The sequence below is a fragment of the Actinophytocola oryzae genome, from assembly GCF_004364325.1.
Taxonomy (GTDB): Bacteria; Actinomycetota; Actinomycetes; order Mycobacteriales; family Pseudonocardiaceae; genus Actinophytocola; species Actinophytocola oryzae.
The window spans coordinates 18,594-45,281 of sequence record NZ_SOCP01000017.1 but is presented as its reverse complement, the minus strand read 5'-3'; the positions used below and the strand labels follow the sequence as shown (position 1 = coordinate 45,281).

General features: G+C 70.1%; 24 protein-coding genes. 11 read left to right on the top strand and 13 right to left on the bottom strand.

Translation table 11 applies throughout. The features are described from left to right. Positions 1 to 10 precede the first annotated feature (10 nt). The 4 genes from CLV71_RS34925 to CLV71_RS34910 form a co-directional block, all read right to left on the bottom strand. Positions 11 to 1,210, bottom strand: a complete 1,200-nt coding sequence (locus CLV71_RS34925) for an IS30 family transposase (protein WP_424923934.1) — start codon at positions 1,208 to 1,210, stop codon at positions 11 to 13. Between the two features lie 218 nt (positions 1,211 to 1,428). Next, positions 1,429 to 2,016, bottom strand: a complete 588-nt coding sequence (locus CLV71_RS48845) for a hypothetical protein (RefSeq protein WP_208297901.1) — start codon at positions 2,014 to 2,016, stop codon at positions 1,429 to 1,431. Beyond that, complete coding sequence (locus tag CLV71_RS48840) at positions 2,013 to 2,321, bottom strand: transposase (protein ID WP_208297900.1); 309 nt, start codon at positions 2,319 to 2,321, stop codon at positions 2,013 to 2,015. Before CLV71_RS48840 ends, CLV71_RS48845 begins: the two co-directional genes overlap by 4 nt. Positions 2,322 to 2,681: 360 nt before the next feature. Next, a complete protein-coding gene (locus CLV71_RS34910) occupies positions 2,682 to 4,271 on the bottom strand; it encodes a hypothetical protein (protein ID WP_133907183.1) in 1,590 nt (529 codons plus the stop codon). Positions 4,272 to 4,485: 214 nt separating this feature from the next. On the opposite strand from CLV71_RS34910, the gene CLV71_RS34905 reads away from it, so the two are divergent. Then, positions 4,486 to 4,809, top strand: coding sequence for a hypothetical protein (locus tag CLV71_RS34905; protein ID WP_133907182.1), 324 nt, complete (start codon positions 4,486 to 4,488; stop codon positions 4,807 to 4,809). A 12-nt stretch (positions 4,810 to 4,821) separates the two neighbouring features. Then, complete coding sequence (locus tag CLV71_RS34900) at positions 4,822 to 5,706, top strand: DUF302 domain-containing protein (RefSeq protein WP_133907181.1); 885 nt, start codon at positions 4,822 to 4,824, stop codon at positions 5,704 to 5,706. 60 nt (positions 5,707 to 5,766) lie between these two features. Here the strand turns inward: CLV71_RS34900 and CLV71_RS34895 are convergent, their stop codons facing one another. Beyond that, positions 5,767 to 6,192: a pyridoxamine 5'-phosphate oxidase family protein gene (locus CLV71_RS34895; RefSeq protein ID WP_133907180.1), complete on the bottom strand. Its 426-nt coding sequence runs from the start codon at positions 6,190 to 6,192 to the stop codon at positions 5,767 to 5,769. 152 nt (positions 6,193 to 6,344) lie between these two features. Next, positions 6,345 to 7,703 (bottom strand): DUF4389 domain-containing protein, encoded by a 1,359-nt coding sequence (locus CLV71_RS34890; protein WP_133907179.1) that lies wholly within the window; start codon positions 7,701 to 7,703, stop codon positions 6,345 to 6,347. Positions 7,704 to 7,881: 178 nt separating this feature from the next. Here CLV71_RS34890 and CLV71_RS34885 point away from each other — a divergent pair, with 178 nt between their 5' ends. Continuing rightward, on the top strand, positions 7,882 to 8,901 hold the full coding sequence (locus CLV71_RS34885; RefSeq protein WP_133907178.1) for an Acg family FMN-binding oxidoreductase: 1,020 nt from the start codon (positions 7,882 to 7,884) through the stop codon (positions 8,899 to 8,901). Positions 8,902 to 8,912: 11 nt separating this feature from the next. Here CLV71_RS34885 and arsM read toward each other — a convergent pair whose 3' ends face one another. Next, positions 8,913 to 9,743, bottom strand: a complete 831-nt coding sequence (gene arsM / locus CLV71_RS34880) for an arsenite methyltransferase (RefSeq protein ID WP_133907177.1) — start codon at positions 9,741 to 9,743, stop codon at positions 8,913 to 8,915. Positions 9,744 to 9,828: 85 nt separating this feature from the next. Between arsM and CLV71_RS34875 the strand changes: the two genes are divergently transcribed. Both CLV71_RS34875 and CLV71_RS34870 read left to right on the top strand, forming a co-directional pair. Then, the gene (locus CLV71_RS34875) at positions 9,829 to 10,188 is read left to right on the top strand and encodes an ArsR/SmtB family transcription factor (protein WP_133907176.1); all 360 of its coding nucleotides are present in this window, start codon (positions 9,829 to 9,831) and stop codon (positions 10,186 to 10,188) included. Continuing rightward, positions 10,185 to 10,586, top strand: coding sequence for an arsenate reductase ArsC (locus CLV71_RS34870; protein WP_133907175.1), 402 nt, complete (start codon positions 10,185 to 10,187; stop codon positions 10,584 to 10,586). Before CLV71_RS34875 ends, CLV71_RS34870 begins: the two co-directional genes overlap by 4 nt. Before the next feature lie 9 nt (positions 10,587 to 10,595). Here CLV71_RS34870 and ppdK read toward each other — a convergent pair whose 3' ends face one another. Both ppdK and CLV71_RS34860 read right to left on the bottom strand, forming a co-directional pair. Beyond that, on the bottom strand, positions 10,596 to 13,277 hold the full coding sequence (gene ppdK / locus CLV71_RS34865; protein ID WP_133907174.1) for a pyruvate, phosphate dikinase: 2,682 nt from the start codon (positions 13,275 to 13,277) through the stop codon (positions 10,596 to 10,598). A 15-nt stretch (positions 13,278 to 13,292) separates the two neighbouring features. Beyond that, complete coding sequence (locus CLV71_RS34860) at positions 13,293 to 14,372, bottom strand: alpha/beta fold hydrolase (RefSeq protein ID WP_133907173.1); 1,080 nt, start codon at positions 14,370 to 14,372, stop codon at positions 13,293 to 13,295. Between the two features lie 448 nt (positions 14,373 to 14,820). Here CLV71_RS34860 and CLV71_RS34855 point away from each other — a divergent pair, with 448 nt between their 5' ends. From CLV71_RS34855 to CLV71_RS34835, 5 genes are all read left to right on the top strand, one after another. After that, on the top strand, positions 14,821 to 15,054 hold the full coding sequence (locus tag CLV71_RS34855) for a DUF7455 domain-containing protein (RefSeq protein ID WP_133907172.1): 234 nt from the start codon (positions 14,821 to 14,823) through the stop codon (positions 15,052 to 15,054). A gap of 131 nt (positions 15,055 to 15,185) precedes the next feature. Next, positions 15,186 to 15,785, top strand: a complete 600-nt coding sequence (locus tag CLV71_RS34850) for a DoxX family membrane protein (RefSeq protein ID WP_133907171.1) — start codon at positions 15,186 to 15,188, stop codon at positions 15,783 to 15,785. A gap of 99 nt (positions 15,786 to 15,884) precedes the next feature. Continuing rightward, a complete protein-coding gene (pflB, locus tag CLV71_RS34845; RefSeq protein ID WP_133907170.1) occupies positions 15,885 to 18,140 on the top strand; it encodes a formate C-acetyltransferase in 2,256 nt (751 codons plus the stop codon). After that, on the top strand, positions 18,137 to 18,868 hold the full coding sequence (gene pflA, locus CLV71_RS34840; RefSeq protein WP_133907169.1) for a pyruvate formate-lyase-activating protein: 732 nt from the start codon (positions 18,137 to 18,139) through the stop codon (positions 18,866 to 18,868). The genes pflB and pflA overlap by 4 nt, the downstream gene beginning before the upstream one ends. A 28-nt stretch (positions 18,869 to 18,896) precedes the next feature. Further along, a complete protein-coding gene (locus tag CLV71_RS34835; protein ID WP_133907168.1) occupies positions 18,897 to 20,135 on the top strand; it encodes an acetyl-CoA hydrolase/transferase family protein in 1,239 nt (412 codons plus the stop codon). A gap of 44 nt (positions 20,136 to 20,179) precedes the next feature. On the opposite strand, the gene CLV71_RS34830 is transcribed toward CLV71_RS34835, so the two are convergent. After that, positions 20,180 to 21,166: an Acg family FMN-binding oxidoreductase gene (locus tag CLV71_RS34830; RefSeq protein ID WP_133907167.1), complete on the bottom strand. Its 987-nt coding sequence runs from the start codon at positions 21,164 to 21,166 to the stop codon at positions 20,180 to 20,182. Positions 21,167 to 21,346: 180 nt separating this feature from the next. Next, positions 21,347 to 22,639, bottom strand: coding sequence for a serine--tRNA ligase (gene serS, locus CLV71_RS34825; protein ID WP_133907166.1), 1,293 nt, complete (start codon positions 22,637 to 22,639; stop codon positions 21,347 to 21,349). A 230-nt stretch (positions 22,640 to 22,869) separates the two neighbouring features. Here serS and CLV71_RS34820 point away from each other — a divergent pair, with 230 nt between their 5' ends. Next, the gene (locus CLV71_RS34820) at positions 22,870 to 25,185 is read left to right on the top strand and encodes an RCC1 domain-containing protein (RefSeq protein WP_166664391.1); all 2,316 of its coding nucleotides are present in this window, start codon (positions 22,870 to 22,872) and stop codon (positions 25,183 to 25,185) included. Positions 25,186 to 25,204: 19 nt separating this feature from the next. Here the strand turns inward: CLV71_RS34820 and CLV71_RS34815 are convergent, their stop codons facing one another. Next, positions 25,205 to 25,783 carry a CBS domain-containing protein gene (locus tag CLV71_RS34815; protein WP_133907164.1) on the bottom strand — a complete coding sequence of 193 codons (579 nt, stop codon included), beginning with the start codon at positions 25,781 to 25,783 and terminating at the stop codon, positions 25,205 to 25,207. A gap of 14 nt (positions 25,784 to 25,797) precedes the next feature. After that, positions 25,798 to 26,685 (bottom strand): universal stress protein, encoded by an 888-nt coding sequence (locus CLV71_RS34810; RefSeq protein ID WP_133907163.1) that lies wholly within the window; start codon positions 26,683 to 26,685, stop codon positions 25,798 to 25,800. Positions 26,686 to 26,688 lie beyond the last annotated feature (3 nt).

Sequence of the window (26,688 nt, the reverse complement as noted above, 5' to 3'; positions counted from 1 at the left end):
ACGTTGGGGTCTACGTGGCGTTCAGTAAAGCAGTCAGGCGTTCGGCCGGGGTGTCCCAGTCGAGGGTTTTTCGTGGTCGTTCGTTGAGTTCGTTGGCCACAGCTTTCAGGTCGTCGGTGCTGATTGCTGAGAGGTCGGTGCCCTTGGGGAAGTACTGCCGCAGCAGGCCGTTGGTGTTCTCGTTGCTGCCTCTCTGCCAAGGCGCTCCGGGGTCGGCGAAGTAGACGTCCATGTTCGTGGCGATGCTGAATGCCTTGTGTTCTGCCATCTCGGCGCCCTGGTCCCAGGTGAGCGTGCCGCGCAATGAGTCAGGCAGGTGAGCAACGGTTGTGATCAGGCTGTCTCGAACGGCGTCGGCGCTGCGCTCACGGCCGAGATGCCCGAGCAGCACGAACCGGCTGGATCGTTCGACCAGCGTGGCGATCGCTGATCCACCTGCCGCGCCGATGATGAGGTCACCCTCCCAATGGCCTGGAACCTCTCGGGACGCGACGTGGGCGGGCCGGTCGCTGATCGCCTTCATAGGATCCACGAACCGCGGGCGACGCGCGTCCGGCTGCTTGCGGGGCTTGCGAGCTGCGCGTCCTCGACGCAGCTGTCGGCCCAGCTCGCGCTTCAACTCGCCGCGTGCGTGGACATAGATCGCCTGGTAGATCGTTTCGGTGCTCACGCGCATCTCCGGGGCGTCCGGGAACTTCTTGATCAGCCGGTTGCTGATCTGCTGGGGCGACCACTTCTTCTTCAGGCTTGCCTGCACATAGGCGCGCAGCTCGACGTTCGCCACGAGCTTCGGCTGCCGAGGTCGTGCTCGGCGTCGAACCGACAGCCGATGGGCTGTATGCGGCATGTAGCCCTGCGGCGACGCGGTGTTGCGTTTCAGTTCACGACTGATCGTCGACGGCGCCCGCCCCATTTCCGCAGCGATCTGGCGTATCGATATACCGGACCGTCGCAGGTCCTGAAGTTGCTCGCGCTCTATCAGGCTCAGGTAGCGGGCGTGGATGACCTTCTCGACCACGTTGAGGTCGACGCTCCCGCCGATCGCGCGGGTTCTCCGTTCGGGCACGCCGTCAATGATCGGCTCTGGGTAACGCACGACTCGCCCACCGGGGTAGACACGCCCGCGATTGATGATCGTGATCCCCTTGTCCCAGTCGGTCGCCGACCGGGCGTCGGCACCAACGCGTTTCCTCGCATCGGCCCTCGACAGGCCGGAGGCCCGCAGCCGAAGGAACTCCTCACGCCGAGGATTCACCTTGCGGGCCTCGCTGGTGAAGATGCCGGCCCTGTGGGCCCACGCGTAGCACGTGACCCGCGGGAACCCTAGACCCTTCGCGACAGCCGACACATTCGGGTTGACAGCCAGCCTTCGAAAGAACTCGGCCTTGTCCTCCGCCGAGTACACCCGCGGCGTTGCCCGCTGCATTGTCAGGCCAGCGTTGCGTAACCAGGTATAGGCCGCGCTCTCGTGGACGCCCGCGGCCGCAGCCGCGGCTCTGACAGTGCCACCCCTGTCGACCAACTCGAAGAAGCGCTCCTTCTGCTCCATGGTGTACTTCGGAGCTGGCATCGACCAACACCTCCGGTAGGTGTTGCAACGACTGCTGGAATCCAAGCGGTGCGGTGTTCGGTGATATCGGCCAGCCACAACAGGTTCGGTGCGGCGGCGGTGAACTCGCGCCGGACAAGGTCGTCGTGAACCGGCGGGCCGGTCTTCTTGCCGGTGCGGCCGCGTTTCTTGCCGAACGCGCTCCACCAGCCCATCGCCGAGCAGATCCGCCACGCGGTCCGATCCGCCATCGACTGGCCGGCGTCGCGGGCCTCGTCGGCCAGGAACCGGTAGCCAAACTCCGGATCGTCGCGGTGCGCGTCGAACAACACATTCGCCCGATACGCCCGATCGAGTTCGGTGACGGTGACCGGCCGGGCACGCCACCGGTAGTAAGGCTGTCGAGCGATGTCGAGTACCCGGCACGTCACCGCGACAGGGATCCCGTCCGCGGCCAGCTCGGTCACGAGCGGGTAGAGCCTTTTCCCGGCAGGTTCGCCTGCGACAAGTACGCCGTCGCACGACGCAGGACCTCGTTCTCCTGCTCCAGCAGCTTGATCCGCTTGCGGGCCTCGCGCAGCTCGGCCGAGTCGTCCCTGCTCACACCGGGTTTGGCGCCCTCGTCGATCTCGGCCTGGCGCAGCCACTTGAACAACGTCATCGGGTGGACCCCGAAATCCTTCGCGACCTGCTCGACCGTCACACCGGGCTCACGGCCACGGGCGACCCGCACAACATCGTCACGGAACTCCTGGGGGTAAGGCTTGGGCACAGCGACATCCTCCCAGCTCACCACCTGGGCAAGCCAACTCAGATGTCACCTACTCGTGCAGCAGACCCCCCGCAGCCCGTGCAGCAGGGAGTGACCAACAAGGAAGCGTGGTGTTGGCCAGTCAGGGGCAACCCAACGACTGGCAGGCGTTCGCGCAGCGCGTCCTGCAAGAACAAGGCGGCACCACCGATTACCGCAGTGGTGCCGCCTTCCACGTCATGGCTGCCACCCACGCACGAGGACGACCACATCCGCATCGCCGATCGACTGCAGACGGCGACGAGCCGGAAGAACTTGGTCGCAGCATGACCACGTTCGGCCGGGAGGCCCGCCGCGACAGCAGGGGGCGATCCTGCGGAGTTAGCTTACGGCTTCCCGCAGGCGGCTGAGCAGTTCGTTGTGCGCCCGTTCCTCGTCTTGAACCCTTTGCAGTTCGGCCTGGAGATAGGGCGTCACCTGTGGGTCGGAGTCCCGGAGAACGGTTACTGCGCCGGCAGCGTCGAGTTCCGGCTCGACCTGTATGGAAGCGGTGGAGGAGGTGGTGTAGGCGGCGGTTACCAACTGATGCGCGCGAATTACCTCGCCGATCTTTCCCCAGTGCTCCCGCGCGTGGTCGGCAAGGTTAATTTGCAGACCGAACGGTACGCCATTACACGCATTTTCGATACTTGTCGGAACTACCTCTTCAACCCAGGCGGGCATTTGATCAGCCAGTGCGGCCATGGCGTCCGTGAAGGCAATGCGCTTTTCATCGGAGCGCTCCTTCTCCTGTGCGCGCTGCTTCCGCAGCAGCGCCGCCTGCGCCTCCGTCGCCCGCAACAAGTCTTTCAGCTGTCGCACCAGCGCTGCCGCGTCAACGTCGTCCGTGATCTCCATACTGAGCGAATCGTCAACAAGGGCGACGAACCGGGTGTCGGCACGATCAAGAGCCATCAATGCGGTGGCGAACGCTTCGCGCCAGTCCTCGTACATCTCCCGCGGGGGCAGATCAGTCAACTCGAATGTAGCCACCCTCCGGCCCACCGTGTGCCGCTTCAACGTGACCGACTCCAGTCGTGCCGGACGGTCGGTTGCTCGCGTTTTGACTGCGAGTCGTTCCAGTCGCCTACCGCGACGAACCGTCTCCGGAACGATCGTCTGATTGATAGCCTCCCACCGAACGATCCACCAGAACACGAACGCCAACGCGCGCCTTGCTTCCTCGCTCGTCACCGTGATCGGGTCGACATTCCGAAGGTAGGAATACCAGGTGTACTCGGCCGGATCTATGGCAAATGACTGCGCGATGACGAGGTCTCGCGTCTGCCTCAGCGCCTTGTCGACTTCCTCGAATCCATCGATATGGATCGAATAGTAGGTAGCGAACCCGTTTCGGTGCGCTCTGGAGTGCTGGCCGAGCCAGCGATCGAAGGCCTGCCGGAATGCTCTCCCGATGGCGTCCATCGCCGCCACGACATCACCGTCGGTCAATGCCTCCTCGCCGTTGCGCACTTCGGTCGCGATGTCCGGATCAGTGATGGCGTCCGCTAGGTGGACCTCGTCGATACTGACGGTGAACACAGCCTGGACGAGTGACCGGGTGTACTGCTCCGTTGCGATCGCCCACCCTGGTAGCAATGCTGGATCCGCACCGAGACCTTCGTGCTGAGCGTTGTTGCGGGCACGGTGCAGCTTCCGCACCTCCGCCCACCCGTGGTCTCGTGACCACCTCGAAGCAAGAGCCTCCCGAACCTTGCTGTACATCTCCTCGAACAGGTCACGGGCTCCGACCCGTACGTCGGGCAGTGTTTGTACGGCGAGATGGGTGACGCGTTCGTTGACCGCATCGAGCAACACCAACGCCGTCAGCCGACCCACCGGTGACGTCGTACTCGCTGACTGTCGCGCTTGTTCGAGCAGCGCGCGCAGCTGCACCAACGCGTTCGCGTGATCTGGGCTGAGGCTCGTCATCGTCGACTTATACCTCGTCAAACCGTCCACTCGGGACATCGACACAAGTTATGTCCGAAGGCCACCTCAAAGGACGACATCACCGGGCCTGACGACAACCCCCTGTGGTGAGCCACCGCCGGGTGCGCAGGACCTTGGGCGATGACGTTACCGACGGAGTGCCCTTCTCACGGTTCGCCAGCGGCGAGACGCTGACTACGGGCCGACGAGAGGGATGACCATGAGAAGAGACCATCTGCCACATGTTGTCGGTGTCGCGGTCCTGATCGTGGGACTTGTCGTCGGTATCGCGTTCGCCGCCGTGTCGGTCAGTGCTGTGCTCGGGGGTCTGCTCGTCCTGGCTGGGTCTATGGCGGGGCTTTGCGCACTCAGCAAGCGCGGCGATGCCGACGAGCCCGATGAGATAGCCGACCTGGGGCCGCTCGACATCCCGTCTGCGACCGCGGACTTACCGCCGGCCGAGCAGAGGCAGCCGCGTGCAGAGGCGCACAGGGCTCTGCTCGAAGAGAGGCCGACTCTGCCATCCGTCAACGCTTGAGAGGAGTACGTGATGCCGTACCAGATCGACGTCACCGACACCGTTCCCGGCAACGTGCTCACACTTCGCCGCGTCGTTCGGGTCGACCGGGCCGGCACCGACGTCGGCACGAGCCTGGCCGAGTTGTACGCCTCGGCGCGGGCGGCCGGGCTGCACCCGTCGGGGCCGCCCTCGGTCACCTACCTCGACCAGCCGAGGTCCGGCGGGCAGGTCCACGCCGACCTCAGCGTCGCCGTCGCGCCAGGTATCGGGTGCGCCGACCCCTGCGACGGGGCACGTATCGTCACGCGGCACTCGCAACCCGTCGCACGGGCGGTCCACCACGGGGACTACGCCGGGATCGGCGGCGCCTACCGGGCTTTGGAGGACTGGGTCCTCGACCACGGCTACCGCTCCGCGGGACCGCCCACCGAGACCTACCTCGTGGGGCCCGGTACCGCGTCCGACCCGGCCGGCTACCGGACCGAGGTGTGCTTGCCCGTCCGCCCGTCGATCGGTCTGTCGATCCAGGTCTCCCATGACTTCGCCGAGACGGTCGAGCGGACCAAGGAGACCTTGTACGCGGCCGGGATGGACGTGTTGACCGAGGTCGACATGCGGAGTGTCCTGCGCAGGGAGGTCGACGCGGAGATCGAGGACTTCCTGATCCTCGGCGTCTGCGGCCCACGGCTCGCCGAGCGAGCCATCGAGGCCGACCAGCAGGCCGGGTTGCTGCTGCGGTGCACCGTGGCCATCCGCACCGAGGACGACGTCACCGTCGTCGAGGCCCTCGACCCCATGATCCTGGTGCGGGCCAGCGGGCTCACCGCGCTCGAGCCGTTCGCGGCCGAGGCACGGATGCGGCTGGCCGTCGCGCTGGCATCGCTGCGCGAGGCTGACCAGTCGTGGGCCGGATGAACCCTGTGTTCGTCCACGTGGAGGGCACCGGGTTCGTGGCTGCCGTCGTGGGGTGAACGGCTACCCGGTGTCCGGCAGTTCCAGCGTGTCCAGCACGAAGCCGGTCACCAGCTGTGGCCGGATCCGGAGCACGTGGTCCATCGGCAGGTCCACCACGGGCCGCAGCATCCGCTCGTAGCGCGCGACGGCCTCCGGGCGGTCCTCGATCTCGACCTTGCCGATCACCACTACGCTCCAGACGAGCGTCGGTGCGTCGTCTACGAGGTCGGCCTCGTACCCCACGACCTGGCCCACGGTTCGTAGGACGGCGGCCCCCGTGTGGGTGCGCATGATCACGGCGCCGTCGTCGACGACGTGGTTCACCGGGCGGACTGCGGGCAGGGCGCGGTCGGTGAACACCACCCGGCCGTACGGCACGCTGCCGAGCAGGCCGAGCGCCTCCTCCTTGGTCACCGACCGCATCCGGCCCGACCGACTGTCAGACATCCACATCCCCCCGCTCTCTGTCGCCAGTGAGATGGTCACGTACAGAGCCGTATCGGGGAACTGGACCAAGGTCGCCATCACTCGGGGACTTTCGACCCTACGGAGCGGTGGTCCGATCATGGGTGGTCCGTGGTCGAGTGGAAGGCGGTGGCTCACTTCCTACGTGGGCGAAGGGCGAGCACGAACAGCAGCGAGCCGCCGAGCAGCAGCACGACTCCGGTGGACAGCGTGACGATCGCGACCGGACGCAGCGCGGGCGTGGTGGCGGCGAACGCGATGTTCGCCGCGACCGCGGGCTGTGCTCGGGTGTTCATCACGACGAGTGACCACTCACCGGGCTGAGGTGTCCAGTCGAGGGTGAGCGTCCCGGTGCCGGACCTCGACGCGACCCAGATGTCCGTGCCCGTCGGCATGCCCGGTGGGCGGGCGTGGGACATCATCGAACCGGTGGCGGCCATGTGCCGGTAGTCCTGGTAGCCGTCGAACCTGCGGTGCGGCACGCCGTCGAGGTAGCGGGCGACGTCGGCGGTGCGGGCGATACCGGCGAACACCGGCTGGTCGTCGGTCGTGGACACCTTCACACGCACATCGCCGAGCAGGTCGTCTGCCCAGGGCTGGTCGTGGATCGGGGTGAGATCGCCGGTGTCGAACCGCAGCGCGTAGCCGGCCTCGGTGTAGCGCGTGGCCGGGGTCGCCACATAGCCGGCCGAGTCGCGTTGTCCCTCCAGCCACAGCAGGAACCCGCCGCCGCCGGCGCCGCCGAGACCGAGGAGCAGGAGCAGCACGCCGACGACCACACCGGCCGTGCGGGCAGGCGTCGGGCCGGTAGCGCGCGCCTCCGGCTCGATCGGCTCGGGCGCGGCCGGGTCCGAGCCGCCGAGGTCGAGCCGGAACGGTGGGTACTCGTCGGTCATCAGCGCGGCGTAGGCCCCGACGCGCAGCATCCAGCGGTTCATGCCGATGACGAGGTCGAAGATCCCACCCGGGTAGCGACCGGTGAACAGCAACGCGATCCCCGCGAACACGCTCAGCAGCGTCACCAGGCCGCCGTCGAAACCGAGCCAGCCCTGGCCCCACTGCCACAGCACGAACCCCCCGCCTCCGGCGAAGAACGCGATCACGAGGTAGTGCGGGATCGCCAGCAGCCACCACTTGACCAGGACGAGCCCTCGGGACAGGTGTTCCGGGTAGGCGATGTCGAGAGTGGCCGGGTAGTCGGGTTCGGCCTCGAGGCTGAACGGCGGGTACCGGTCGGTGGCCAGCGCGCCGTAGCCGTAGCACCACATCCGCCACGTCCAGCGCAGCACGCCCAGGTTGAAGTCGAACAGCGCACGTGGATAGCGGCCGGTGAACAGGATCGCGACCAACGCGACGAACGTGACGAAGGGAAAGGCCAGCCACAGGAAGAACAGCACGACCAGGTGTGGCACCAGCAGAAGCCACTTCACCAACCACAACCCGCGACTGAGGTCCCCGTCGAGTCGAGCGGTCACCCGAACCGGTGATGTCATGGCGTACTCCTTCCGGACGTCCTGCCTCCACCGTCGGCTCGGGCACGGACGGCGAACAGGGTCGGTGGACCATCGCGGGCGGGCCCTTCGTCACGCCGGTTCGGGCACAACAGCCCTCCCCCACCGCGGCCGGTGGGACGACCGTGGACCGCATGAGACGAGAGGCAAGGAGGCCGAGATGAGTGACCGCACCCCGGACCAGAACACGGTGCTCGGCGCCATCGCTCTGGCCAACCGCGCGCCGTCGGTGCACAACACCCAGCCGTGGCGCTGGCTTATCGGCAACGAGACCGTCCACCTCATGGCCGACCACACCCGAGGGCTGCCGGCCACCGATCCAGACGGGCGCGACCTGCTGCTGTCCTGCGGAGCGGCACTGCACCACCTGCGCATCGCGCTGGGCGCACTGGGCTGGCGCGCGGTCGTGCACCGCCTCCCCAACCCGGGCGACCCCGACCACCTCGCCGCGGTGGAGCTGACCACGAAGACACCCTCGACGGAGGAGATCACCCTGGCCGGAGCCGTCCCCCGCCGGCGCACCGACCGGCGCCGCTTCTCGTCCTGGCCGGTACCCGACGGGCACCTCGACCTCATGGTGCGGCGGGCCGGCAAGGCGGGTGCGCTGCTCGTCCCCGTCACCGACCCGCTCACCCGGCGACAGCTCACCCGGGCCATCGACCAGGCAGCGGTCCTCCAGCAGGACAATCCCGCCTACGCGGCGGAGCTCGCCGCCTGGACTGGTCGAGGACGGCTAACACAGGACGGCGTGCTCACAACGAGCACCCCACCGGTCCGGCGTGTCCACGGGGACACCACGATGCGCGCGTTCCCCATCGGCACCCTGCCAGAGACCGAGACGGGTCGTGGCGAGGGCGACGCCGGCGAACTGCTGGTCCTCGCGACCGTCGCCGACGACGTCGTGTCGGTGCTGCGCGCCGGCGAGGCGGCCAGTGCCGCCCTGCTCACCGCCACCAGCATCGGCCTGGCCACCTGCCCGCTCTCCCAGGCACTCGAGATCATCGACACCAGAACCCTCATCCGCGACCAAGTGCTCGACGGCGCCGCAGTGCCTCACCTGATCCTGCGCACCGGCTGGGCACCCACGGCCGCCACCCCGCTGCCGCCGAGCCCACGCCGCGCGACGGGCGACACCGTCGGCTACCTACCCGGCACGCACCGCCCCGCTCACATTCCATGACGGTTTCGCCGTCATGGGTGGCTCTCGCCGCAGCAGGAGCCGCCGGACCGCGCGCTGGCGGTGGTCGAGACGGGCGAGGGCGCGCCGACGGGCTTCACGGCGTGGACGATGGCGGAGTGCATGCCGTCCGCCACTTCGTGGGTCGGCGTGATCTCCACATCGGTGAACCCGGCTGCCTCCAGGCCCTGGCGGTACTCACTGATGGATAGGGCGCCGGCGATGCAGCCGACGTAGGAACCGCGTTCAGCGCGCTGTTCGGGGGTCAGCGAGTCGTCGGCGACAACGTCGGAGACGCCGATCCGGCCACTGGGGTTCAGTACTCGGAACGTCTCGGCGAACACGGCCGGCTTGTCCACCGACAGGTTGATCACGCAGTTGGAGATCACCACGTCCACAGTGTTCGCCGGCAGCGGGATGTTCTCGATCGTGCCCTTCAGGAACTCGACGTTGGTCGCGCCGGCCTTCGCCGCGTTGGCGCGCGCGAGAGCCAACATCTCCTCGGTCATGTCCACCCCGTACGCCTTGCCGGTCGGCCCGACCCGTCGCGCCGACAGCAACACGTCGATTCCCCCACCCGAGCCGAGGTCGAGCACCACCTCGCCCTCCCGCAACTCGGCGACGGCGGTCGGGTTGCCACACCCCAGAGACGCGGCGACCGCCTCCGCGGGCAACTCGTCCCGCTCCGAGCTGCCGTACAACGCGGACCCGAAGTTGTCGTCGACCTCGACGGCCTGCGGGCCGCAGCAGTCGGCGTTGGCCGCGCGGGTGCCGTCCACGACGGAGTTCGCCGCGGCCGCGTAGCGGGCACGCACGGTCTCCCGCAGGTCAGTGGTCTCACTCATGATCGATCCCTCCGGCGCTTGCTTCGACGTTTGTCTATGCAGTGTTGCCGTCTGGATCGAGATCTGTCAATATAGAAGTGTGTCGATGCAAGAGTCACCGGTCGCCGGGCAGGACGTGTCCTGCTGTACCGACCTGACCTCCGCGCCGCTGTCGGAGGAACGAGCCGTCGAGCTGGCGACCGTGTTCAAGGCGCTGGGTGACCCGATCCGCCTGCGGCTGCTGTCGATGATCGCGTCCCGCGCGGGAGGCGAGGTCTGCGTGTGCGAGCTGACTCCCGCCTTCGACCTGTCACAACCCACGATCTCCCACCACCTGAAGCTCCTGCGCCAGGCCGGCCTGATCGACTGCGAGCGACGCGGCACGTGGGTCTACTACTGGTTGGTGCCCGAGACGACGGACAAGGTGGCGGCGGTCCTCACGCGCCCGGCCGAGGCACTGACGTGAACGGGCGGCCCTCAGTGCTGTTCGTGTGCGTGCACAACGCGGGCCGCTCCCAGATGGCCGCCGCGTTCCTCAGCCACCTCAGCGACGGACAGGTCGAGGTCCGCTCCGCGGGCTCGGCACCGGCCGACGCCCTCAACCCCACAGTCGTCGCCGCGATGGCCGAGGTGGGCGTCGACATCGGCGCCGAGGTTCCGAAGATGCTGACCGTGGAGGCCGTCCAGGCCAGCGATGTCGTCGTCACCATGGGCTGCGGCGACGCCTGCCCGGTCTTCCCGGGCAGGCGCTACCTGGACTGGCGACTCGACGACCCCGCCGGCCAGGACCTCGCCGCCGTACGCCCCATCCGCGACGAGATCCACCGGCGCGTCCGTCGACTGCTCGACGACCTGAGGCCGTAGTCCCTTCGCCTATCTCGTGTCGGTCGCGGTCTCGCCGACGGCGGCGCGACCGGTCTCGAGGCGGGCGATCGGCACCCGGAACGGCGAGCAGGACACGTAGTCGAGGCCGATCTCGTGGAAGAAGTGGATCGAGGCGGGGTCGCCGCCGTGTTCGCCGCACACACCGAGCCCGAGGTCCGGGTGGGTGGCGCGGCCGTCCCACGCGGCGAGGGCGATGAGCCGGCCCACCCCGTCGCGGTCGATGGTCTCGAACGGCGAGGACTCGAAGACGCCCTCCGCGACGTACTTCGGGACGAACGAACCCTCGACGTCGTCGCGGGAGAAGCCCCACGTGGTCTGTGTCAGGTCGTTGGTGCCGAAGGAGAAGAAGCTCGCCGCGTCGGCGATGCGGCCGGCAGTGAGCGCCGCACGTGGCAGCTCGATCATCGTGCCGATCTCGTACGGCACGGACACGCCGGTCTCACGCGCCACGTCCGCGACGACCCGGTGGGCCCGCGCGGCGACGATCTCCAGCTCACGGACGTCCCCGACGAGCGGGATCATGATCTCCACGTGCGGCGACCAGCCACCGGCCAGCCGCGCGGCTGCCGCCTCGGCGATCGCACGCACCTGCATGTCGTACAGGCCGGGGATGAGCAGCCCGAGCCGCACCCCCCGGGTGCCGAGCATCGGGTTCTCCTCGTGCAGCCGGTCCACCGCGCGCAGCAGGTCCTCCTCCGGCGCTGGCCGGCCGAGCGCCTTCGCGACCGCGACGCGGGCGGTCAGCTCCGTGCGGTCGGGCAGGAACTCGTGCAGGGGCGGGTCGAGCAGGCGGATGGTGACCGGCAGGCCGTCCATCTCCGCGAGGATGCGGGTGAAGTCGTCGCGCTGCAACGGGAGCAGCGCCGCGTGCGCCTCCTCCCGCGCCGCGTCGTCCGGCGCCAGGATCAGCCGCTCGACGAGGACGCGCCGGTCGCCGAGGAACATGTGCTCGGTGCGGACGAGCCCGATGCCGGTGGCACCGAGCAGGCGCGCCCGGTGCGCGTCCTGCGGGGTGTCGGCGTTGGCGTGCACCGCCAGCCTGGCCCGGCGGTCCGCGTGCCTGATGATCCGGTCCACGGCGCGCAGCAGGTCGTCGCGCTCGGGTGGGCGGCGGCCCTCGAAGTAGTCGACCACCGGCGACGGCACGACCTCCAGCTCGCCGAGGTAGACCTTCCCCGCGCTGCCGTCGACGGAGACCACGTCGCCCTCGGCGACGACCGTTCCGTCGGCGGTGGTGAAGCGGCGGGCCTCGGTGTCGATGGTGAGCGACTCGGCACCGCACACACAGGTGCGGCCGAGCCCGCGTGCGACGACCGCCGCGTGCGAGGTCTTGCCGCCCCGGCTGGTCAGCACGCCGCGGGCGTGGATGAGGCCGTCGAGGTCGTCGGGGTTGGTCTCCCGGCGCACGAGGATGACCGCGGCACCTTCCTCGGCGCGGCGGACGGCGGTGGCCGAGTCGAACACGACCTCGCCGACCGCGGCACCCGGCGACGCGGCCACACCCGTGGCGACCGGCGCGCGCTCGGTGTCACCGAAACGCGGGAACATCAGCTGTGCCAGCTGGGCACCCGTCACCCGCCGCAGCGCCTCGTCGGCGTCGATCAGTCCTTCCTCGCGCAGCGCGTCGGCGATGCGGAAGGCGGCGGCCGCGGTGCGCTTGCCCACACGGGTCTGCAGCATCCACAGCTTGCGCCGCTCGATGGTGAACTCGATGTCGCACAGGTCGCGGTAGTGCTCCTCCAGAGTCCGCATGATGCCCATCAGGCGCTCGTAGGCGTTCGGCTGCAGGTCGGCGAGGCGGTGCAGGGGCAACGTGTTGCGGATGCCGGCCACCACGTCCTCACCCTGGGCGTTGGCGAGGTAGTCGCCGTAGACGCCGGGGGCGCCGGTCGCCGGGTCACGGGTGAACGCGACACCGGTGCCGGAGTCGTCGCCCAGGTTGCCGAACACCATCGCGCACACGTTCACCGCAGTACCGAGGTCCTCGGGGATGTGCTCGGCGTGCCGGTAGGTCCGCGCCCGGTCGGTGTGCCAGGACTCGAACACCGACGTGACCGCCATGTCCAGCTGCTCGCGGGGATCCTGCGGGAACTCCCGGCCGGTCCGCTGGCGGACGATGTCCTTGAACGTGGCGGTCAGCGCACGCAGGTCGGCGGCGTCGAGACCGAGGTCGCCGTCGACGCCCTTGGCCCGCTTGGCGTCGCGCAACGCGCCGGCGAAGTCGTCGGCGTCGATGCCCAGCACGGTCGTGCCGAACATCTGCACCAGCCTGCGGTAGGAGTCCCACGCCAGCCGCTCGTCCCTCGCCCAGGCCGCGAGCCCGGCGACCGAGTCGTCGGTGAGGCCGATGTTCAGGACCGTGTCCATCATGCCGGGCATGGAGAACCGGGCACCGGAACGGACCGCCACCAGCAAGGGCTCGTCCACCTGGCCCAGCTTGCGGCCCATCGCCCGTTCCAGGGTGTGCAGGTGTTCACCGATCTCCGCGGTGAGGCCCCGCGGTGGTGCGCCGGTGGTCAGGTAGGCGCGGCAGGCCTCGGTGGTGATGGTGAACCCCGGCGGCACCGGCAGGCCCATCACCGTCATCTCCGCGAGGTTCGCGCCCTTGCCGCCCAGCAGGTCGGCCATGAACCGGTTGCCCTCGGCGAAGTCGTACACGTACTTCGTCATCGTCGTCTCCTGGTCTCAGTCCTGTATGGACCTCAGTAGTTCCTTCACGGTGCGGTCGACCTCGGGGTGCTCGCCCAGCATCAGGTGGCCGCCGTCCTCGATGACCAGCAGCCGGGAGCCGAGGACGCGCTCCGAGAGCCCAACAGCGGCCCAGGAGGGCATGAGTGCGTCGTCCCGTGCGTGCACGACCAGCGTGGGTGCGATGACACGCCGGAGGTCGCAGTCGTTGACGGCCGGGTTCGACACGAACGCGTCGAACAGCACGCCGTCCACCCGGCGGGCGACGGGGAAGAGCCCGTCGAGCTCGGCGGCCACCCGAGCGCGGTCGGCCGGACTGAGCGCTCGGCTGCCGGGGACGCCGACGAAGCGGGCCAACCGCTCGGGGAAGCGGTGCCGGAGCAACCACATCAGCCGGTCCGACCCCAGGAGGAACCGCGCGACCGACGGTGGCATCCCGCGCTCGTCCTGGTGCGACCCCGGGACGTTGGGAGACAGCAGGACCAGCGCGGACACCCGGCAACGGTGCCGGATGGCCATCTGCAGGGCGGCGGTCGCACCCGCGGACACCGCGACCACGGCGGCCCTGGCGATGCCGAGGTGGTCGAGCAGGTCGGCGAACACGTCAGCCTGACGCGCCGGCGTCGCACCGGCGGGCAACGACGACCCCAGGTACCCGAAGCGGGACGGCACGATCAGCCGGAACCCGTCGGGGATCAGCGGCCCGAGCTGGCGCAGTGCGGCGTCCGAGCCGCCGAACATCCCGTGCACCAGCAACACCGGTCTGCCGTGCCCGATGTCGAGGTAGCGGACCGTACCGTTCGGGGTGCGCAGCTCCGACAGGCCGAGCGCGTCGACCCGGTCGTTCGCGATCCGCATCGCCGACGGGAAGTCCGGGCCGAGCGGGCCCATCTTCCTGTCCATGGTGGTGTGTGGGCGGATACTCGCGGGGACAGCCGGTACCGGGCGGCGAGACGCCCGGTAGACGGCGGCGTTCACCATGCGCGCGACCGTGTCGCCGAGCCCGGGGCGGGTGGCCCGGTCCGCCGCGCCTGCCCGCGACTCCCTCGCCGCACGAAGATCGTCCGCACCAGACATGACATCTCACCTCTTTCTCGTTCGTGGTTCCGTCCCGGCAACCTTCCGGGAAGAAGGCGGCGGGGCCGCGGGAGTGGGGAGGCGGTGGCCCCGCCGCCAGTCGTTCGGTCACCTGGTGACCTTTGGCGCCGAGCACGCACTTCCCAGTGCGTGGAGGTTCTCGATCCGAGATCGGGGAAGAACGGGCGCGGCGCCGGACCTGGCATCTGCTCTCCTTCCTCTGGGGGCCATACGTCCAGCGAACCGCCGGGCAGGCGAACCGGACAGAGCGACTCGTCCCCACCCGGCAGGGACCTTCGACACTGTCCACTATGGACTCCAGGTCGGAACGGAAGGCTCACCGTGGTGGTGGACCGAAGGTCCCGCGCATCGGCGGCCAAGGACCGTGGAGCCGGGCGTGCTTCCCGGGAGAGAGTTCTGTCAGAGATTCCGGAGAGGAGAGGTCGCCATGACCGCCACCGAGGTGCGCACAGCCGCACTTTTCACCGCCGCCGACCGCTGCGACTGCTGCCCGGCCCCGGCCACCACGCGTGCCGTCCTGCGGACGGGCGACGACCTCGTGTTCTGCGACCACCACTTCCGCCGGAACCAGGCAGCGCTCATACCGCTGGCGACCATGTTCGAACGGCACGTGGAGCTCGACGAGGCACTCGCCTTCGTGCCCGCGTTCACCGGCAGGTGAGACCACCGCACGCACCGGCGCCGGACACCCGACGAGGGACCAACGCTGCGACGTGAAGGACCTTGGACTCCAGAGCAGGTCGTGCGTGCCCGAGAGGATTTGACCAGATCCCAACGAGAAGGAGGCAAGCGATGTCCCTCAAGGACCACCCGCAGCAGCACAAGAACATCCCGGTCCCCCGCACCCAGGAAGCCGCGACCACCAAGACCACCTCGAACGCCGCGGGCCCCGTCGCGGCCGTCCTGCGCATCGTGATGGGTCTGGTCTTCGTCTGGGCGTTCCTGGACAAGACCTTCGGCTGGGGCTACGCCACCACCGCCGAAAGGTCATGGATCAACGGCGGATCGCCCACCAAGGGCTTCCTCGGCAACCTCGACCACGGACCGTTCGCCGACATGTTCCGCGGCTGGGCAGGCACGGGTTGGGCGGACTGGCTGTTCATGCTCGCCCTGGCCGGCGTCGGCCTGGCACTGGTGCTCGGCATCGGGCTGCGGGTCGCCGCGGTGTCCGGCACGTTGTTGATGCTGCTGATGTGGGCCGCGGAGTGGCCGCTCGACCAGTTCACCGACAAGGGTGAGCCCACGATGTCGACCAACCCGATCATCGACTACCACATCATCTACGCCCTGGTGCTCATCGCCGTCGCGGTCCTGGCCGCGGGCAACACCTGGGGCCTCGGGAAGTTCTGGGCGAAGCTCGACCTCGTCAAGAAGAACCCGTGGCTGCGCTGAGCACCCGACCAACCCATCCGGTTCCGCCGGCCACCCCATGACGGTGGCCGGCAGGGCCGTGAACAGACCAGGGAGAACAACAGGAGAGGAAGGTGCGCGATGGCAGCGCCGGTGATCGAGCCGACAGCGTTCGACGCGTGGTCGGGATACCGCGGCCAGCGGTGGCGTGACGAGATCGACGTCCGCGGGTTCGTCCAGGACAACTACACGCCGTACGAGGGGAACGCGGGGTTCCTGAGCGAGCCCACGGAGCGGACCACGCGGCTGTGGGGACGGCTGGAGGCGTTGTTCGACGAGGAGCGCAGGCGGGGTGTGCTGGACGTCGACGCCGCGACGCCGTCGTCGATCACCGCGCACGCGCCGGGGTACATCGACCGCGACCGGGAGCTGGTCGTCGGCCTGCAGACAGACGCGCCGCTGAAGCGGGCGATCATGCCGGTCGGTGGACTGCGGATGGTGGAGTCCGGTCTGGCCGCCTACGGCTACGAGCTGGACCCGGCGGTGAAGGAGATCTTCACCAGGTACCGCAAGACCCACAACGACGGTGTGTTCGACGCCTACACCGAGGAGATCCTGCGGGCCCGGCGGACCGGGGTCATCACCGGCCTGCCCGACGCCTACGGGCGTGGCCGGATCATCGGCGACTACCGCCGGGTCGCGCTCTACGGGGTGGACCGGCTGGTGGCGGCCAAGCGGGCCGAGCGTGCCCGTCTCGACACCGAGCCGTCGACCGAGGCGGTCATCCGCGACCGCGAGGAACTGGCCGAGCAGGTCCGGGCGCTGGACGAGCTGCGGCGGATGGCGGCCACCTACGGCGACGACATCTCGAAGCCCGCGCGCACGGCGCGTGAGGCGATCCAGTGGCTCTACTACGCCTACCTGGCCGCGACCAAGGAACAGAACGGTGCGGCCATGTCCATCGGCCGGATCTCCACGTTCCTCGACATCTACCTGGAGCGGGACCTCGAGGCAGGCGTGCTGTCCGAGGTGGACGCGCAGGAGCTGGTCGACGACCTGGTGATCAAGCTGCGGATCGTGCGGTTCCTGCGCACGCCGGCCTACGACGCGCTGTTCTCCGGCGACCCGACCTGGGTGACCGAGGCGATCGGCGGCATCGGTGAGGACGGCAGGCCGCTCGTGACGCGCACCAGCTTCCGGTTCCTGCAGACCCTCTACAACCTCGGCCCGGCACCGGAACCGAACCTGACCGTGCTCTGGTCGCCCCGGCTTCCGGCCGGCTTCAAGCGGTTCTGCGCACAGGTGTCGGTCGACACCAGCGCGATCCAGTACGAGAGCGACGAGCTGATCCGGCCCCGGTTCGGCGATGACGCCGCGATCGCCTGCTGCGTGTCGGCGATGCGGGTGGGCAGGCAGATGCAGTTCTTCGGCGCGAGGGCCAACCTGGCCAAGGCGCTCCTGTACGCCGTCAACGGCGGCCGCGACGAGGTCACCGGCGAGCAGGTCACGCCACCGTTCGCACCGCTTTCCGGGGAGTACCTGGACTACGCGCAACTGCGGGCGGCGTTCGACCGGACGACCGACTGGCTCGCGAAGACCTATGTGGACGCGCTCAACATCATCCACTACATGCACGACAAGTACGCCTACGAGCGGATCGAGATGGCCCTGCACGACCACCCCGTGGAGCGGCTCCTCGGCTGTGGCATCGCCGGCCTCTCGATCGTGGCCGACAGCCTGTCCGCGGTCCGGCACGCGCGGGTGAAGGTGGTCAGGGACGAGTCCGGCCTCGTGGTCGACTACGTGGTGGAGGGCGACTTCCCGCGCTACGGCAACAACGACGACCGCGCCGACGCGCTCGCGGTGGAGATCGTCGAGGACTTCATGGCGAAGGTGCGGCGCTATCCCGCCTACCGGGACGCGGTGCACACCCAGTCGGTGCTGACCATCACCTCGAACGTGGTGTACGGCAAGCACACCGGCAACACCCCGGACGGCCGTCGCGCGGGCGAGCCGTTCGCGCCCGGCGCCAACCCGATGAACGGCCGCGACACCCACGGCCTCGTGGCCGCGGCGCTGTCGGTGGCGAAGCTGCCCTACGACCAGGCCCAGGACGGGATCTCCCTGACCGCCACCGTCACCCCCGACGGCCTGGGCCACACCAGACAGGAGCGGATCGCCAACCTGGTCGGCATCCTGGACGGCTACGTCGACGCGGGCGGATACCACCTCAACGCCAACGTGCTCAACCGCGAGACCCTGCTGGACGCCATGGCGCATCCCGAGAAGTACCCGCGGCTGACCATCCGCGTGTCCGGCTACGCGGTCAACTTCACCCGGCTGACCCCCGAGCAGCAACGCGACGTGGTCAACCGGACCTTCCACGAGTCGCTATGACGGTCACCGGTTCGGTGCACTCGTGGGACATCTCCACCGGTGTGGACGGTCCCGGCACCCGGTTCGTGGTGTTCACCAGCGGCTGCCCGTTGCGCTGTCTCTACTGCCAGAACCCGGAGACCTGGCGGATGCGTGACGGGCACCGCACCACGGTGGACGAGCTGCTCACCGAGATCACCAAGTACCGGCGGTTCATCGAGGTCGCGGGCGGCGGGTTCACCGTCAGCGGCGGCGAACCGCTGCTGCAGCCTGACTTCGTGGCCGAGCTGCTGCACCGGGTCAGGGCACTCGGCCTGCACACCGCGCTCGACACCTCCGGCTACCTCGGTGCCAGGGCGACCGACACGCTGCTGGCCGACACCGACCTGGTCCTGCTCGACATCAAGTCGTGGGACCCGACCCGCTACCGCCGGCTGACCACTGTGGACCTGGCGCCGACACTGGCGTTCGCCCGCCGGCTGTCCGAGTTGGACAGGCCGGTGTGGGTCCGGTACGTGCTCGTGCCGGGACTCACCGACGACCTGGACGACATCGACGGGCTCGCCTCGTTCGTCAGCACGCTGCACAACGTCGAACGTCTTGAGGTGCTCCCGTTCCACCGGCTGGGCACGGTCAAGTACACGAAGCTCGGCATCCCCTTCCCCCTCGAGCACACGCCGACACCCGAGCCCGACCTCGTCCGGCAGGTCCGCGAACGGTTCGCCAGACGGGGCATCACGACCACCTGAACGGCCGCGTTGAATAGGCTTGCGGATCATGCGCACTCTTTCCGACACCCAGCTCGCGGCCCTGCTCGCCCGTGTGGCCGGTGTGCCGCGGGTGGTGGTCAGCGGGAACTTCGCCACGCCCGCCCACGCGCTGGCGCTGCTGGACGCGGCGGTGGCGGAGTACCGGTTGTTCGCGCTCAACGCCCAGCCCGGCATGCCCGACCGCGAGGGGGTGACGCTGGAGACCCCGTTCGTCGGCGCGGGCATGCGTGGCAGGCAGCGGCTGCGGTACTTCCCGTCCCGCCTCTCGCTCGTGCCGAAGCTGCTGTCCGGGTCGCTGCCGCCGGACATCGTGCTCGTGCACACGTCGACGCCGGTGGACGGCACGGTGTCGCTGGGCACCGAGGTGAACATCCTGCCGGCGGCGATCGAGGCCGCGCGTGCCCGGGGCGGCATGGTGATCGCCCAGCTCAACCCCCGGATGCCGTTCACCTACGGGGACGCGGTGCTGTCCTGCGACGAAGTGGACTACGCGGTCGAGGCCGACGAGCCGCTCGCCTCGCCGGCGGCCCGCGTCGTCGGGGAGGTCTCCGGGCGGATCGGTACCCGCGTGGCCGACCTGGTACCCGAGGGCGCCACCCTGCAGCTCGGGATCGGCGCGGTCCCTGACGCGGTGCTGGCCGCGTTGACCGGACGGCGTGGCCTGTCCGTGTGGTCGGAGATGTTCAGCGACGGCGTCCTGGGCCTGGAGCGGGCCGGTGCGCTGGACCCGGACGTGCCGGTGACCGCGTCGTTCGTGTTCGGCGGTGGCGAGCTGTACGAGTGGGTCGACCGCAACCCGAGGGTCAGGCTGCTGCGCACCGAGAAGACCAACGACCCCGGCCTGATCGCCCGCAGGCGGTCGCTGGTGTCGGTCAACGGCGCGTTGCAGGTCGACCTGTACGCACAGGCCAACGCCAGCCGCGTGCACGGGGTGATCTACTCGGGCTTCGGCGGGCAGACCGACTTCGTGGTCGGGGCACTGCACTCACCCGGCGGCAGGGCCGTCATCGCCCTGCCGTCCTGGCACCCGAAAGCGGATGTGTCCACGGTGGTGCCGCGCCTGTCCGGGCCGGTCACCTCGTTCCAGCACACCTTCATCGTCAGCGAACAGGGCACCGCCACCGTCTGGGGCCACGACGCGGGCGACCAGGCACGGCAGATCATCGACAACGTCGCCCACCCCAGCGCCCGCGACGAACTCCGCGCCGCCGCCGGCCAGCTCGGGTTCCTCCTGCCGGGCCGCTAGCTCGAGGAACCGGTCAGTCCCGGGATGCGCCGGGGCGCCTCGGGTCAGCTGTCGCCGGGTTCGATGATGTCGTCGACGGCGCGGCGGGGAGTGGCCGAAAGCGGGTCGGCGCTGATGGGTGCCCAGCCGAGCCGGATGACCAGCTGTGGCTCGGCTGTTCCGCCGAGCACGCTGTCGCGGACCGTGTCGCGGGCGGCGGCGATCTCCAGGGGTTGCGACAGCGGGCAGCTCGCCAGGCCGAGCTCCGTCGCGGCGAGCAGCGCGGCGCTGGTGGCCTCACCCGCCCGGAGCCGGGACAGCACGTCGTCACCGGAGGTGGCGATCACCAGCAGCTCGGTTCGCTGGCCGTAGCGCTTGCCAGTGGGCCGGGTGAGCGTGCCGTGCGGGAACTCACGCGAGTCGGCGTCCTGGATCCCCCCGGTCGGGATGTTCGCGGCCGGGACACCGTCGTCGCCGCCACGGGCGCGCCCGGTCCAGGTGGCCAGTTCGACGGCGTAGCCGGCGCGGCCGCGCTGGATCACCGCCGCCTGCGCGATCGCGCCCGCGAGTTCGAACCGGGCGCCGGGGTCGGTGATCGGCACCGCGAGCGCCCCTTGGGCGCGTGCCCGTTCAGCGATATGCGCGAGATGGCCCGGTGACACGGGCCAGTCCGACATGGGCCGCCGGTCGGCACGCCGCTGGGAGATCATCGCCGCGGCCGCGACGTCCGCGCCGGTGGGTTCGCGCGAGGTGAGTTCGAGGCTGGCCAGGTGGTCGGGCAGAGCGGGGTCGGGCAACCGGTGCACGGACGTTGCCCACCCGAGGGCCGCGAACGCGACACGCAGGTGGTGCAGCGCCGCACCGCAGCTGACGATCAGGTCCCGACCGTCCGGATCGGTGGCGACGACCTGCCGGCCCCGGTCGGCGAACAGGTGAACCGACCCGTCGCCGATCCGCCACCGCCAGGGCTGGGTGTTGTGGATCGACGGAGCATGGGAGGCGAGCGCGAGCGCCGCCCGCACGGTCTTCCGGTCCGGTTCGACGGAAGTCATGAATTCCCCTTTCCTGGCTGAGCCGAGGTCGAACGCGTCGCCCGGGCGGACGTTCGACTACCGATCCAGTGTCCGGCGAGAGCACGGCAGCACGCCGGGGTCCAAGGTCGCCTCCCCCGCTCCGTTGGTCCCGTCACCGGGCGGACCTGACGGATCGGCGACATGCGCGAGGGTGCCCGTTCAGCGGGACACCTTGCCGTCCACGTTGATGGTGTGGAACCCGAGGTAGGGGACCAGGGCCTCCGGCATGCGGACCGAGCCGTCGGCACACTGGTACTGCTCGAGGATGGCGGCGACGGTGCGGCCGATCGGCAGCCCGGAGCCGTTGAGGGTGTTGGCGAAGCCGCGGGTGCCGTCCGTGGACCTGGTGCGGATGCCGGCCCTGCGTGCCTGGAAGGTGCCGAAGTCGGAGACACTGGAGATCTCCCGGTAGCGTCGCTGACCCGGTAGCCACGCCTCCAGGTCGTAGGTCCGGCGCGCGGAGAAGCCGGTGTCGCCGGCCGCCAGCCTGACGACGCGGTAGGCCAGCCCCAGCTCCCGCAGGCACGCTTCGGCGTGACCTCGCAGCAGGGCCAGCTCGTCGTCCGCGTGCGCCGGGTCGCACAGGCGGACCAGCTCGACCTTCCTGAACTGGTGCACCCGGACCAGTCCCTTGGTGTCCCGGCCGTACGACCCGGCCTCGGAGCGGAAACACGGCGTGTCCGCGGTGTAGGCCAGTGGCAGGTCCTCGGTGCGCAGGGTCTCGTTCGCGTGCAGGTTGGTGACGGGGACCTCCGCGGTCGGGATGAGGAACAGCTCCCGGTCGGCCACCTGGGTGCGGAACAGGTCCGCCTCGAACTTGGGCAGCTGCCCGGTGCCGGTCATCGTCGGACGGGTGACCATCGCCGGTACCGAGAGCTCGGTGTAGCCGTGCTTCTCGGTGTGCAGGTCCAGCAGGAAGTCCGCCAGCGCGCGTTCCAGCCTGGCGCCCGCACCCCGGGCGACGGCGAACCGCGGTCCGGACAGCTTGGTGGCACGGGCGAAGTCGAGGATGCCGAGCCGCTCACCGATCGCCACGTGGTCGCTCGGGGTGAAGTCGAACCGCTGCCGGTCGCCCCACACACCGACCAGCTCGGCGTCCTCGTCGGAGTCCCCGTCGGGCACGTCGTCGGCCGGCAGGTTGGGCACCTCGAGGAGGAACGCCTGCAGCCTCTCGGCGAGACGTCGGCGGTCCTCGGCCAACCGGAGCGTCCGTGCCTTCGCCGCACGGGCGTCCTCACGCAGTGCGGTCACGTTCTCGCCGCGCCTCGTCGCCGCGCCGATCTCCTCGGCCGCCTTGTTGGCCTCCGCACGGGCTTCGTCGAGCGCGCTCACGGTGGCCGTGTGCCGGCCGAACAGGTCCGCCAGCCGTGCGAGGTCCAGCTCGTAGCCGCGGCGGGCGAGCGTGCGGACCGCCTCGGTCGCCGGGTCCAGCAGGACGCGGGGGTCATGCATGAGTGCTCCATGGACGAAGGGGAGGTGGTGCCACCGGACCAGGATCACCGCAGGACCGGGGCGACGGCCGCGGGCGAAGGTCCCGACTCCGAGGGACCGAAGGCGTGCGAACCCGGGATCGTGCGGCAGGGACCAAAGACCCTGCCTCGAGGGGCGAACAGCGGTTACCGGGGCGTCACGCGGGTTCTACCGTCGAGTTCGGTCGGGGCCGGTCGATTGGGGTGGTCCGTGTGTTCCGGCAGGCATTCGTCGCTGTTCTCGTCACGTCAATCACCGCCGGGTTCCTCGCCGTCGGGGCGCCCGCTCCCGCCGATCCCACCGCGGTCCCGGTCCCGGTCGCGTCGACGTTCACGTCCCTGTCCCCCGTCCGCGTGCTGGACACCAGGGCGGGCTCGGGCCCGGTCGGTGGAGGCGGCACCATCACGCTCGACCTCGCGGCGTGGGTGCCGGCCGGGGCAACCTCCGTGGTGCTCACCGTGACCGGGGTGTCGTCGACGGCGGCGACGTACGTGACGGTGTTCCCCGGCGGCACCGGCCGGCCCGCCACGTCGAGTCTGAACCTGCCCGCGGGCGACACCCGCTCCAACCAGGTGACCACCGTGCTGGGCGCCGGCCGGACGGTGAGCCTGTACAACAACGCGGGCCGCGTCCACCTCGTCGCCGACCTCGCCGGCTACTACAGGCCGGGGCCGGGCGCCAGGTACACGGCGCTGTCGCAGGGCCGGTTGCTCGACACGCGCTCGGACAACACCCCGGTCGGCCCCGGCGAGACGCGGACGGTCGACCTGACCGGCCGGGTCCCCGCGTCGGCGGTGGCGGTGACGTTCAACCTCACCGCCACCGCGGTCACCGCACCCACGTTCGTCACCGCGTGGCCGACCGGGACGACCCGGCCGGTCGCGTCCAACCTCACCGTGCCTCCTGGTGACACCCGGGCCAACCAGGTCACCGTCGCCGTCGGCACCGACGCCCGGGTCAGCCTCTACAACAACAGCGGCCGGGTCGACCTCGTGGTGGACCTGGCGGGCTTCCACACACCCGACTACGGCGCCACCTTCGTGCCGCTGCCCCCGAAACGGGTGCTGGACACCAGGGACGGCACCGGGACGGGCGGCGTGACCGGCCCGCTCGACGAAGTGAACAGGACGCTGGAGCTGGGCTTCGTCGACGACGTGCCGCTGACCGCGACAGGCGTGGCGTTGAACGTCACCGGGGTGGCCGCGACGACCGGGACCCACGTGCTCGTGTGGGGATCGCAACCGAGCAGGTGGAACTCGCCGACGACCTCCACACTCAACCTGTCCCTGGGCCAGACCGCCGCGAACGCGGCCACCGTCGCGTTCGACGAGGAACGCCACCTCTGGTTCATCAACGCCCGGGGCAGCGTGCACCTGGTCGCCGACCTGGTCGGGGTGTTCGTCGCACCCGCCGTCCCGTGCACGACCGACTGCCTCTACGCCTGGGGCGGGAACCAGAACCGGAAGCTGGGCACCGGGGAGGCCGTGTACACCGCGCCGACGCCGGCACAGGTGCTGCTGTCCGGGGTACGTGCCGCCGACGGCAGCTCCCGCAACGGGTACGCGCTGCGCACCGACGGCACCGTCTGGGCATGGGGCGACAACTCGACCGGCCAGCTCGGCAACGGCTGGACGAGCCTGTGGAACGGGGGTGGTTACCACGGGTCGGGGATCCCGGTGCCGGTGCTGGGACTGACCGACGTCACCGCGATCGCCGGCGGCGAGTGGGGCGCCCACGCGTTGCGGGCCGACGGCACGGTGTGGGCGTGGGGCGACAACGGCTCCTCCGTGCCGGTCCAGGTGTCCGGGCTGACCGACGCGGTCGCGATCGCCGGCGGTTCGAGCGCCACCTACGCGGTGCGCCGCGACGGCACCGTCTGGGCATGGGGAGGCGCGTACCTCGGCAACGACCCTCCCACGTCGTCGCCGGTGCCCGTCCAGGTCGCCGGGCTGACCGACGTCACCGCGGTCGCCAGCAACGGCCGGGGCGCCTACGTGCTGCACGCCGACGGCACGGTCTCGGCGTGGGGCGACAACGGCGTCGGCCAGCTCGGCAACGGCCAGCCGTGCGCCCCGGACACGCCGTGCCTGTCCACCGTCCCGGTGCCGGTGTCCGGGCTGACCGGGGTGGTCGGGCTGGCGGGTGGCGGCGACCCCGGCTACACGACCGCCAACGGGTACGCGCTGCGTGCTGACGGCACCGTGTGGGCGTGGGGCGGCAACCTGGCCGGCGCGCTGGGCAACGGCGTCACGTGCGGGCCGGCCACGCCGTGTGAGTCGCGGGTGCCGGTGCCGGTCTCGGCGCTGCGCGGCGTCACGCGGATCGCCGCCTTCGGTGGCGGCGGCTACGCGTTGCGGACCGACGGCACCGTCTGGGGATGGGGCTCCAACGGCGACAACGCCCTGGGCAACACCTCGGTGGTCGACCACACGACCGTGCCAGTGCCCGTCGTGGGGTTGAGCGGCGTCAGTGCGATCGGCGACGGCTGGTACGCGGGTGCCGCGATCGTCCCGAGCCCGCAGCGGTGAAGGACCGTACGGTCAGGGCTCAGTCTTCCCCGCCGGTCCGCGCCGGCGACGCGGTGAGACCGACGGTGGTCACGCCGGCGACGGTGCGGGCGAGGGCGGCCACGAGTGACTTCTCCGCGTCGTCGGCGAAGTCGCCGCTGATCGTCACCGCGCCCTCGTGGACCTCGACCGACCACTGGCGGCGGGTGCCCGCGTACTGGTCGAGCAGTCCGCGGACACCCCCGGTGATCACGTCGTCCTCGCGGACCAGGACACGCAGCAGGTCCCGCCTGGCGACCATGCCGATCAGCAGTCCCTCCTCGACGACCGGCAGGGCGCGCAGGTGCCCGGCGAGCATCCGCTCGGCGATGCTCGCGACGTCCGTGTCAGGGGCGACGACCTCGACAGGTGTGGTCATGGCGGAGGTGACCGGGGTCCTGCCGTGCGGGTCGGCGCGCAGACCGTCGGACTCGCTGAAGATGCCGATCACCCGGCCGTCCTCGTCCACCACGGGCACGGTCGCGAAACCGTGCTCGGTCAGGGCGGTGACGGCGTCGCGGACGGTGCCTCGGGTGTCCACACTGATCACCGGCCTGCTCATGACGTCTCGTGCGCGCATGGGGTGCCTCCTCGCTACTCCGCGGTTTCCGTACGCACCACCGCGACCGGGCCGGCCGCGTGGTGCAGAAGGTGCTGGCTGGTCGAGCCGAGGACGAGGTCGCGGAACCCGCCGCGGCCGCGCCGGCCGACGACGACGAGCCGTGCCGTCCTGGCGCACCGGCGCAGTGCCCTGGCGGGCCGGTCGTGGACCAGTTCGCGCTCGACACGCACCTCGGGGTACTTCTCCTGCCAGCCGGCCAGCCTCTCGGCCAGTGCCTCGGCGGCGACTTCGCGTTGCCGGTCCCAGTCCAGCGGCGCGTTCGGGCCGGCGATCGCGGTCTCGAACACCGACTCGGCCCACGCGTGCAGTGCCACCAGGGTGGCATCCTGCGCGGACGCCTCGGCGAACGCGAACGCGACGGCCGCCTCGCTGGCGTCCGTTCCGTCGACGCCGACCACGATCGGACCGGACGGTGTCGGAGCGCCGTCCTCGCCGCCACGCACCAGCACGACCGGGCAGTGCGCCTGGGCAGCGAGTGCCTGGGACGTGGAGCCCACGAGCAGGCCGGTGAGGGCGTTGCGGCCGTGGTTGCCGAGGACGAGGAGCGCCGCGTTCTCCGTCTCGTGCAGCAGAGCGGTGGTCGGCGCCGCGGCGGCCAGCGCCGCGGCGGTCTCGAGGGTGGGCGCGACCTCCCTGGCGAGATCCTGTGCCGTGGCCAGCCACCGTCTGCCCTGCCGGCGCAGCCCGTCCAGGATCGACTCCTCCACGGTCACTCCCGTGGGGAAACCGGGCGGCAGGTGGTACGCGTGGACGATGCGCAGTGGCCGGTTGGTCCGGGCGGCCCGGTCCGCGGCCCACCGGACGGCGTGCAACGCCGCGGTCGAGCCGTCGATACCGACGACGACTGGTCGTCTGGTCATGGT